Source organism: Streptomyces ossamyceticus (assembly GCF_001418475.1).
In the GTDB taxonomy this organism is placed as follows: Bacteria; Actinomycetota; Actinomycetes; order Streptomycetales; family Streptomycetaceae; genus Streptomyces; species Streptomyces ossamyceticus.
Window position 1 is genome coordinate 1 of the sequence record NZ_LIQX01000467.1, and the last position, 9,583, is coordinate 9,583.

Here is a 9,583-nt window from a genome sequence, read left to right on the forward strand (position 1 = left end):
CCGCGCCCGGGGAGGGGGCGCGGCCGTCCGCGTGTGACGGGGATCACTCCCCCGGGAAAACCCGCCGCCGGGGGCGGGCGTCTAGGGGGTGTGAGAGCAGTCAGGAAGGGACGGGGTGGCGAGCCGGACGAGGAGCGTCTCGTTCGGCTGGTGGCCCGTGGTGATCGCGCGGCGTTCGAGGAGCTGTACCGGCGGACCGCGCCATGGCTCGCGGTCCGGCTGCGGCGGCGCTGCGCGGACGAGCAGATCGTCGCCGAGGTCATGCAGGAGACGTATCTGGCGGTGTGGCGCGCGGCGGGCGCGTTCGCCGGGGCGGCGGTGGGCGGCACGGCCGTCGGCTGGCTGTGGACGATCGCGGCGCGCCGCCTCGTCGACGCGTTCCGGCGGCGGGCCCACCACGCGCAGCCGCCGCCGACCGCCGCCCTCCCCCACGCGGCGCCCGCCGCCGAGGAGGAGGCGCTCGCGGCCACCGTCGGCGGTGACGTGGGGGACGCGCTGCGGCGCCTCGCGCCGGAGCTGCGGCAGGTACTGCAGGCGATGGTGCTCGACGGACTGTCGGTCCGGGAGACCGCCGTCCTGCTCGGGCTGCCCGAGGGCACGGTCAAGACCCGGGCCCGCCGGGCCCGGCTCGCGATGCGGAAGGCACTGGCTTGACTTCCTCCTCCGCCTAAAGGCGGGGGATTCCAGCGGTCGCCCGCTGGGGTTCCTGCTTCACCGACGACCGCCCCGTCCGGGAGGACTCCCGTTGAGGTCTTACACCGTCTCCACAGGCAGACGCCGCCAGCCCGGCGGCCAGGATGTTGCGTGCCGCGTTCACGTCACGGTCATGCACCGTGCCGCAGTCACACGTCCACTCACGGACGTTCAACGGCATCCTCGCCGCGACCGTGCCGCAGGCCCCGCACAGCTTGCTACTGGGGAACCAGCGGTCGATCACGACCAGTTCGCGCCCGTACCAGGCGCACTTGTACTCCAACATCGAGCGGAGGTCCGTCCAGGCCGCGTCGGAGATGGCGCGCGCGAGCCTGCCGTTCCTCAGCAGGTTGCGGACGGCGAGGCCCTCGATCACGACCGTTTGGTTCTCACGGACGAGTCGGGTCGACAGCTTGTGCAGGAAGTCGCGGCGCCGGTCGGCGATCCGCGCATGGATCTTGGCGACCCTGCGCCGGGCTTTCTCCCGGTTCGCCAAGCCCTTCGCCTTCCGCGACAGCTCCCGCTGTGCGCGGGCCAGGCGGGCGCGGTCACGGCGTTCGTGCCGGGGGTTGGTGATCTTCTCGCCGGTGGACAGGGTCACCAGGGAGGTGATCCCGGCGTCCAGGCCGACCGCGTTCGTGGTGGCGGGGGCCGGAGTGATGGTGTCCGCGCACAGCAGGGACACGAACCAGCGCCCGGCGCTGTCGCGGGACACAGTCACCGTGGTCGGCTCCGCCCCCTCGGGCAGCGGACGCGACCAACGGATGTCCACCGGCCCGGCCATCTTCGCCAGAGTCAGTTGCCCGTCGCGCCACTTGAAGGCGCTGCGGGTGTACTCGGCCGACGCCCGGGACTTCTTCCGGCTCTTGTAGCGCGGGTACTTCGCCCGCTTGGCGAAGAAGTTCCCGAACGCCGTCTGAAGATGGCGCAGTGCCTGCTGGAGCGGGACGGAGGACACCTCCGTCAGGAAGGCCAGCTCCTCGGTCTTCTTCCACTCCGTCAGCGCGGCGGACGACTGCACGTAGGAGACACGGCGCTGCTCGCCGTACCAGGCCCGCGTGCGCTCTTCCAGTGCCTTGTTGTAGACGAGGCGGACGCAGCCGAACGTGCGCGACAGCTCAGCCGCCTGCTCGTCCGTGGGGTAGAAGCGGTACTTGAAAGCCCGCTTGACCTGCCGCTTCATATCTCACACCGTATCAGATTCCGTGTGAGCGGCTGGTGTCGGCTGGTGGGCGGTGCACGCCGGTCCGCCCTGGCGGCGAACCGGCTTTTCCTGCCCTGCTCCGCAGGGGCTTCGTTTCCTCCCCGGCCTGAAGGCCGGGGTATCCACGAAGGAGAGACCCGATGACCGTGGAACACGCGTCGACGCGGATCATCGAGGCCTACGCGCGCGGCGCCGCCGGCCTCCCGGACGACGAGGTGTGGGCCGTGGAGTCCCATCTGGAGGTGTGCCCGGTCTGCCGGGACCGGCTGTCGGCCGCCGTCACCGCCGGGGTGCCCGGCGTGGCGTCCCTGGTCGAGACCGTGTGGTCCGGCCTGGAACCTCAGGTGGCGGTCGCCGCCTCGCCGCCCCGCCGCCGGCGCCGGCCGGCGTGGCTGTCGCGGTGGGCGACCCCCGCGATGGTGCCGTGGCTCGCCATGGCCGCCGCCGTGACGCTCGCGGCCCTGCTGCTCGACCTCCTCGGCGGCAGCCCCGGCCCGGGATCCGGTGAGGTGTCCCCGGTGCTGGTGCTCGCCCCGGTGCTGCCCGTGCTCGGAGTCGCCGCCTCGTGGGCGCGCGGCCTGGACCCCGCGTACGAGCTGACGGCCTCGGTCCCCCGGGCCGGGCTCCAGCTGGTGCTGCGGCGGACCGTGGCCGTGCTCGCGGTGGTGGTGCCCGCGCTGCTGGTGGGCGGCTGGGCGACGGGGGTGATGGTGGCGCAGTGGCTGCTGCCCTGCCTGGCCTTCACCTCGGCGACGCTGGCGCTCGGCGGGGTGATCGGCGTGACCCGCGCCGCCGTCTCGCTGGTGGTGGTGTGGGCCGCCGTGATCGTCGCGCCGACCCTCGCCGACGGCCGTACCGCGGTCGCGCTGCGCACGGACGGACTGCCCGTGTGGGGACTGATCCTCGCTCTCGGCCTCGGAGTCGTGATCGCCCGCAGGGGCGCGTACTCCGTGCTGGGAGCCCATCGATGACCATCGGAAAGGACCATCACATGTCCACGGTGAGCGCGGCCGACATCGCGCCGACGGCCTACGCCTGGGAGATCCGGGCGAACGGGCTGAAGGTCAAGGTCGGGAGGAAACGCATGGCCGTCGACGGGCTCGACCTGTCGCTGGGCACCGGCGTCCACGGCCTCCTGGGGCCCAACGGGGCGGGCAAGACCACCCTCATCCGGGCGCTGGCGACCGTGCTGCGCCCCGCCGCGGGCACCCTGGAGCTGCTCGGCGAGTCCGTCGGCGGCCGGGGCGAGCACCGCGCGCTGCGGCGCCGGATCGGCTATCTGCCGCAGGAGTTCGGCTACTACAAGCGGTTCACGGTCCGCGAGTTCGTCGAGTACATGGCGTGGCTGAAGGAGGTGCCCAAGGCGGACATCCCGGCGGCCGTGCAGCGCGCCGTGGAGCGGGTGGGGCTCGCGGACCGCGCCGACGAACGGATGAAGGCGCTGTCGGGCGGCATGGTGCGCCGGGCCGGTATCGCCCAGGCCATCGTCAACGACCCGACCGTCCTGCTCCTCGACGAGCCGACGGCCGGCCTCGACCCGGCGCAGCGCGTGCGGTTCCGGCAGCTGCTCCAGGAGCTGGGCACGGACACCTGTGTCGTCGTCTCCACGCATCTGGTGGAGGACGTCGCCGCCGCCTGCACGGACGTGGTGCTGTTCGCGGAGGGCCGGCTGGTCTTCCAGGGCACCCCCGACGAGCTGGCCGCCGCGGGCGGCCCCGAGCATGTGGGCGACAGTCCGCTGGAGCGCGGCTACGCGGCGCTGCTCCAGGGCTCCGCCGGGGAGAGGGGCGCCTGGTGAACGGCCGTGTCCTGCGTATCGAGCTGAGGCGGTCCGTGGCCCCGTGGGCCGGCGCCGTGATCCTGGTGACCGCGCTGGGGTTCCTGTATCTGCTGAGCGGGCCCTGGTGGAAGGGCACCGCGCTGTGGACGGCCCAGTGGACGTCCATGGCGATGTGGACCCGCACCCTGCTGATCTTCCTGTGGCCGCTCGCCGTGGCGCTCGGGGCGCTCCAGGGGCTGCGCGACCACCGTTCGAAGGTCTCCGAGCTGCTGGCGAGCACCCCGCGGCCCGCCCGGCACCGCGCGGCCGTGACGGCGGGCGCGACCACGCTCACCCTGACCCTGGCCTTCGGTCTCTTCGTCCTCCAGGGCGCGGCCCAGGTCCTCACCCACGCCCGGTACCACCACCTGGGCTGGCTGCCGATCTCGCTGGTCGGGGGATTCTCCCTGGTCGCGGGCGCCGTCCTCGGCATGGGGATCGCACGGGCCCTGCCGTCCCCGCTCACCCCGCCCGCGCTGGCCGTGGCCGCCTTCCTGTTCACCGGTTTCGTACGGCAGTGGTCGGACACCGCGGTGCCGACGTCCGCCCTGCCGAACCGGCTGGTGCTGCTGTCGCCGACGGTCGCGGACGTACGGGAGATTCTGCTCACCCTGTCCGCCCCGGTGCACCTAGGCCAGACGGTGTGGCTGCTCGGCATGGCCGCGACGGGCTTCGCGCTGCTGCTCGCCGTGACCCCGCGCACCCGGCTGCTCGCCCTGGCCCCCGTGGTGGCGGGCGCGGCGATCGCCCTGCTCGTGCTGCCGTCCGACCCGCGCCGGACGTACGTCGTCGACGAGGCCGCCGCCGCGCAGGTCTGCGACGGGCAGGTGTGTGTGGCCCGCGTCCACGAGGCGCGTCTGGACGGGCTCGCGGGCCCCGGCCGCAAGGCGCTCGGCCTGCTGCACAACGCCCTCGGCGACCGGGCGCCCACGACCATCCGGGAGACCACCACTCCGCGGGGGCTCATCGAGCGGCCCCAGCGGTCCCGTACGGCCGTGCTCGTCGACTTCGACGACGACGCCTTCACCCGCGCCGGGGGCGAGGACCTGACCCGGGCGCTGGTCGCCCAGGGCATCGCGCCGCCGTGCTTCGCGCGCAGCCAGCAGGAGAGCGGCACACTGGGCGAGACCGCCGCGCAGAGCGTGGTGGCGGGCTGGGCCCTCGGGAAGCTGGAGCCGATCCGCGGCACCGTGCACCCCGCGGAGGAGCAACTCGCCACGGCCCGCCCGGTGTTCCGGGAGCTGGAGGGGCTGCGCTGGTCCGAGCAGGTCGCACGGATCAGGGCGGCGCACGCCGCGGCGGTCACCTGCGAGGGCGACGTGCTGACGGTGCTGCAGGGCGGTGCGTCCGGGTGAGGTGGCTGACGCTGTACGCGCGGTCGCGCCAGGTGCCCGCCTCCCTCGCCGCGGTGCTGGTCGGCGCGGTCGCGGTGTGGGCGCTCGCCGGGAACGGCGACGGGCGGAGCGCGCCCCTGCTGCCGGTGCTCGCGCTCGCCGCCGGGGCGACGGTGGCCTCCGTCGGGCTCGGCGGGCAGGACGTGGCGCTGGACCGGACGGCCGCGATCCGCTGGAGGCTGCGCCGGACGGCGCACGTGCTGCTGATCGGCACGGTCGTCTGCGCGGTGCCGCTGGTCCTGCGGATGTTCGGCGAGGATCTGGCGGCCGCCGGGTTCCTCGTCCGCGACGCGGCCGGGCTGACGGGGCTGGCGGCCTTCGGGGCGGCGGCGTTCGGGGCGCGATACGCGTGGACGCCGCCGATCGCCTGGCTGGCCGTCTCGATGGTCACCCCGTCCCCGGAGGGCCTGCCCGAGGAGGTGGCCGGCTGGCTGCTACTGCCGCCGGGCACCCCCGCCGCGACCTGGACGGCGGTGGTCCTCGCGGCCCTCGGCACCACGGTGTACGCGCTCGCGGGACCGCGACGGTGACCCTTCCGTCGGCGGGTGGCGGAACTTCACGGGGTGCGGCAGCCGTTGGCAGGGTGACGCGTGGAACGTGCGCGGACGCTGGACGACATGGGCTGAAGCCGAGGTGGCACGGATGGCGATGTGGGATCGGATCAAGGACCAGGCCAAGGGGCTGCAGCAGCAGGCACAGTCACGGGGCCTCGGCGGACCGGGTCAGGGACACGGCCAGGGACACGGCCACGCCCCGGGCCAGCCTTACGGCCAGGGCCAGGGCCATGGGCACGGACGGCCGGGCGGGTCCGGCGGTTCGAAGGCCCAGCTGGTCAGCGCCCTCAAGTCCCAGCTGACGTCGCTGAAGACGGAGCTCAAGAGCGGCGCCTACCGTGACGCGAGCATGGCCATGTGCGCGCTGGTCGCCGCCGCCGACGGCACGGTGGACCCGGCCGAGCGGCAGCACGTGGAGTCGCTGATCCTGAACAACGACGTGCTGCAGAACTTCCCCGCGGACCAGCTGCGGCAGCGGTTCAACAAGCACGTGGACCAGCTGTCGTTCAACTTCCAGCAGGGCAAGGCGGCCGTGCTCCAGGAGATCGCCAAGGCGGCGAAGAAGCCTCAGGAGGCCCGTGCGGTCGTCCAGACCGGCTTCGTCGTCGCGGGCGCCGACGGGTACATCGCGCCGGCCGAGGAGCAGGTCCTGCGCGAGGCGTGCGGGGTGCTCGGGCTGCCCACGCAGGAGTTCGGCCTCTGACGGTCCGTCCGTGACGGGCCAGGCGTTGCGGTCGTACCCGTGACGGTCGCACCCGTGACGGGCCACCGTGGCAATCCCCCGTGAGGGTCCGCCCGTGACGGGACCCCGGACGGGGAGCGACCCCAGGCCCTTCGGCCTGGGGTCGCTTCATGTCGCGGGTGTCCGGGGACCGGTCGTCAGCCGGTCACCGGCCGCAGCTTGGCGCGGAAGTGCCGCAGGATCGGCGACTGCTCCACGATCCGGAAACCGTGCACCGAACCGGCGTCCTTGGCGATCTTCTCCAGGGTCCGGCCGACATGGTCGTAGTGGCTGCGCGTGTACACCCGGCGCGGCAGCGCCAGCCGCACCAGCTCGTACGGCGCGCTCTTGATCGGGTTGCCGTCCTCGTCCTCCTCGCCGAGGTAGAGCGACCCGAGCTCCGCCGAACGGATCCCGCCTTCGAGGTAGAGGCGGCATGCGAGGGCGTGGCCCGGGTAGTGGTGCGGCGGTATGTGCGGCAGCAGCCGCCCGGCGTTGAGGTAGAGGGCGTGCAGGCCCGGCGGTTCGAGGATGTCGACGCCCGCCGCGCGGACCCGCCCGGCGAGATGCGTGGCGACCTCGGCCCGCTCCGCGAGATAGCTGGGCTCGGTCACCTCCAGCAGGCCCACGGCCATCATGTCGAGGTCGCGGCCGGCGAGTCCGCCGTAGGTGGCGAAGCCCTCGGTGGCGATGAGGAGCCGTTCGCACTTCTCGGCGAGCACGGGGTCGTTCAGTCCGATGAAGCCGCCGATGTGGACGATGGCGTCCTTCTTGGCGCTCATCACACAGCCGTCGGCGAGGCGGAACGCCTCCTCGGCGACCTGGCGCGGGGTGTGGCCCGCGTAGGCGGCCTCGTGGCGGGTCACCAGCCAGGCGTTCTCGGCGAACCGGGCGGCGTCCAGGATCATGGGGACGCCGTGGCGGCGGCAGAGCGCGGCGGTGGCCTTGAGGTTCTCCATGGAGACGGGCTGCCCGCCACCGCCGTTGTTGGTGATCGTCATGACGACCACGCGCACCCGGGAGGCGTCCGGTCCCTCCAGCCAGGTCCGCAGTGCGTCGAGGTCGATGTTCCCCTTGAACGGCTGCTCGCTGTCGAGGTCCTTGGCCTCCGGGCAGGGCAGGTCATGAGCCTGACACCCGGAGAGTTCGACGTTGGCGCGGGTGGTGTCGAAGTGGGTGTTGGCCAGCACGATGCCGCCCGGTTCGAGGAGCGTCGAGAACAGGATGCGTTCGGCGGCGCGCCCCTGGTGGGCGGGGAGGATGTGCGGGAAGCCGGTCAGCTCCGTCACCGTCCGGTGGAAGCGGTAGAAGGAGCGCGAGCCGGCGTAGGACTCGTCGCCCTCCATGCCGGCGGCGAGCTGGGCGGCGGAGATGGCGCCGGTGCCCGAGTCGCTGAGCAGATCGATGGTCACCTCGTCGGCCCGCAGGTCGAAGAGGTTGTAGTCCACCCGTTTCAGCGCCTCCTCGCGCTGCTCACGGGTGGTGAGGGCGAGCGGCTCGACGACTTTGATGCGGTAGGGCTCCACTGTGGTCTGTGCTCCTGTTGCTCTGTGGACTCAACTGATGGCTGGTGTGCCGGGGACCGGCTCGCGTGCCGTGCCGGAGGGCGCCCGCTGGAGGGGCGGCGGGGAGGCCGGCGGCAGGACCTCGTACGCCTCCGAGGAGAGGTACGTCGTCACGCGGGGCGGTCTGCCCCGTTCGTGGGCCAGCGCCACGTACGCGATGAGCCCCCGCCCGTCGCGCGGCGCGCGCGGGGTGACGGCGGTCAGCGCCCGTTCGAGTACGGCGGGGTCGACGCCGTGGCGGGCGAGGACGGCCATGGCCCGGTCGAGCGCCACCCCGTCGTGCGGGACGTACCCCCGGATCGGGACGTGCAGGGTGAAGCCGGTGGGCCCGCCCGTCGTCCGGGTGAAGGAGTGACAGGTCAGCACGGGCCGCCGGTCGAACCGCGCCTCGGGGCCCGGCGTCCCGTCGTCGTAGCCGCCCGTCTGCCGGAGGAAACCTTCCAGCACCTCGGCGTCGGGGCCGGCGCCCATCCGGGACAGCCCGCCCGCGTCGGGTGCCCTCAGCTCGCGATGGGTGACGTACACCTTCACGCGGGGCGCCTGCCAGTCGCCGAGGTCGAGGGCGAGGAAGGGGTAGCCGTCGCCGGGCGGCAGCGTGTCGAAGGCGCCCCGGTGGCCGAGTCGGTCCAGCGCCTCCCGTACGGTTTCGGCGGCCCGGTCCGCGCCGCGCGCCGCCGGGTTCAGATAGACCTTGACCTTGGGGACACCGCCGGGCCGTAGTTCCAGCGCGATCCACAGGGCCAGCGGGCCCTCGGGGTCGTCCGGGAGGAACAGGTCCTCCAGCACGTCCAGTTGGCCGGTGGCGAAGCCCCAGCGCTCGGCCATCGAGCGGACCACCGCCAGCCCGGCCCGGCCGTTGTCCCGCAGGCTCTCGGTCCCGCTGCCCGGTTCCAGCAGCACCCGCAGGGCCGGGGGCCCGTCCGGGACGAACGACAGCGAGAACTCCACCGGTGTGGAGTCGTCGGAGAGGAACGTCCGGGCGGGGGGTGGCAGGTCCAGGGACCGTTCGGCCACCCCGGCCAGCGCGTCGGTCAGCACCCGCGCATAGGTCTCGGCGTCGGCCTCGTCGATCCCCGACACCTGGCACAACCGCAGCAACTGGCCTGTCACGAGACCGCCGAGCGTCTTGGTCGCCCGCGCCTCGACGGCGCCGGGCCCGCTCACAACAGGCCCCCCGGGGTGCGGGGGGACACAGAAAGATACCCGCCGACCTCGGCGGGTATCTCGTCGTGCGGTAACTGACGGGCGGTCACGCCCCCAGGAGAGCCTTCGTTCCCCAGAGGGCCGCGCCGTCGGGAGCGGTGGTGTGCGGCGGAAGGTCGAGCAGCGGCGTCGTCGGAAACGTGGTCCACGACACCTCCCTTGTTTCGTTAGTCACCACGAATGCCGCCGCGTTACTACCCCTTAGGTTGAATCTTCATGCAGTGTCTGGAAGTTGCGCCTGTTGCGTGCATCACCCCTTCAACCAGGACAGGAAGGAACTCCAGACACCCGACCGCTCCGCCCGACGGCCGGCCGCCGCTTGGTGGTCGGTCCGTCCGGTGTCCTGCGCACGCGGCGGGGTGGGCCGGTGGACGACCTGCGGGGTGAAGCGGCACGGCAGCACGGCGAGCGCCCGGTGGAACGGGCCCGG

At 73.2% G+C, this 9,583-nt stretch carries 9 protein-coding genes and 1 pseudogene; 6 read left to right on the plus strand and 4 right to left on the minus strand.

Annotated features, from left to right (window positions below):
* Positions 1 to 150 precede the first annotated feature (150 nt).
* The gene (locus AOK15_RS29655; protein ID WP_201452813.1) at positions 151 to 654 is read left to right on the plus strand and encodes an RNA polymerase sigma factor; all 504 of its coding nucleotides are present in this window, start codon (positions 151 to 153) and stop codon (positions 652 to 654) included.
* 13 nt (positions 655 to 667) lie between these two features.
* On the opposite strand, the gene AOK15_RS29660 is transcribed toward AOK15_RS29655, so the two are convergent.
* Positions 668 to 1,876 carry an RNA-guided endonuclease InsQ/TnpB family protein gene (locus tag AOK15_RS29660; protein ID WP_055521419.1) on the minus strand — a complete coding sequence of 403 codons (1,209 nt, stop codon included), beginning with the start codon at positions 1,874 to 1,876 and terminating at the stop codon, positions 668 to 670.
* Positions 1,877 to 2,037: 161 nt separating this feature from the next.
* Between AOK15_RS29660 and AOK15_RS29665 the strand changes: the two genes are divergently transcribed.
* The 5 genes from AOK15_RS29665 (at position 2,038) to AOK15_RS29685 (ending at position 6,367) form a co-directional block, all read left to right on the plus strand.
* The gene (locus AOK15_RS29665; protein ID WP_055521420.1) at positions 2,038 to 2,868 is read left to right on the plus strand and encodes a zf-HC2 domain-containing protein; all 831 of its coding nucleotides are present in this window, start codon (positions 2,038 to 2,040) and stop codon (positions 2,866 to 2,868) included.
* Complete coding sequence (locus tag AOK15_RS29670; RefSeq protein ID WP_055521421.1) at positions 2,865 to 3,695, plus strand: ABC transporter ATP-binding protein; 831 nt, start codon at positions 2,865 to 2,867, stop codon at positions 3,693 to 3,695. The genes AOK15_RS29665 and AOK15_RS29670 overlap by 4 nt, the downstream gene beginning before the upstream one ends.
* Positions 3,692 to 5,071 carry a hypothetical protein gene (locus AOK15_RS29675; RefSeq protein WP_055521422.1) on the plus strand — a complete coding sequence of 460 codons (1,380 nt, stop codon included), beginning with the start codon at positions 3,692 to 3,694 and terminating at the stop codon, positions 5,069 to 5,071. Before AOK15_RS29670 ends, AOK15_RS29675 begins: the two co-directional genes overlap by 4 nt.
* A complete protein-coding gene (locus AOK15_RS29680; protein WP_055521423.1) occupies positions 5,068 to 5,640 on the plus strand; it encodes a hypothetical protein in 573 nt (190 codons plus the stop codon). The genes AOK15_RS29675 and AOK15_RS29680 overlap by 4 nt, the downstream gene beginning before the upstream one ends.
* Positions 5,641 to 5,752: 112 nt before the next feature.
* A complete protein-coding gene (locus AOK15_RS29685) occupies positions 5,753 to 6,367 on the plus strand; it encodes a tellurite resistance TerB family protein (RefSeq protein WP_055521424.1) in 615 nt (204 codons plus the stop codon).
* Positions 6,368 to 6,543: 176 nt separating this feature from the next.
* On the opposite strand, the gene AOK15_RS47450 is transcribed toward AOK15_RS29685, so the two are convergent.
* From AOK15_RS47450 to AOK15_RS29700, 3 genes and pseudogenes are all read right to left on the minus strand, one after another.
* On the minus strand, positions 6,544 to 7,911 hold the full coding sequence (locus tag AOK15_RS47450) for a tryptophanase (protein ID WP_055521425.1): 1,368 nt from the start codon (positions 7,909 to 7,911) through the stop codon (positions 6,544 to 6,546).
* 30 nt (positions 7,912 to 7,941) lie between these two features.
* Positions 7,942 to 9,114: a tryptophan dimethylallyltransferase family protein gene (locus tag AOK15_RS47455; RefSeq protein WP_063799069.1), complete on the minus strand. Its 1,173-nt coding sequence runs from the start codon at positions 9,112 to 9,114 to the stop codon at positions 7,942 to 7,944.
* A 289-nt stretch (positions 9,115 to 9,403) separates the two neighbouring features.
* A pseudogene (locus AOK15_RS29700) lies at positions 9,404 to 9,583 on the minus strand (cytochrome P450); the annotation flags it as partial.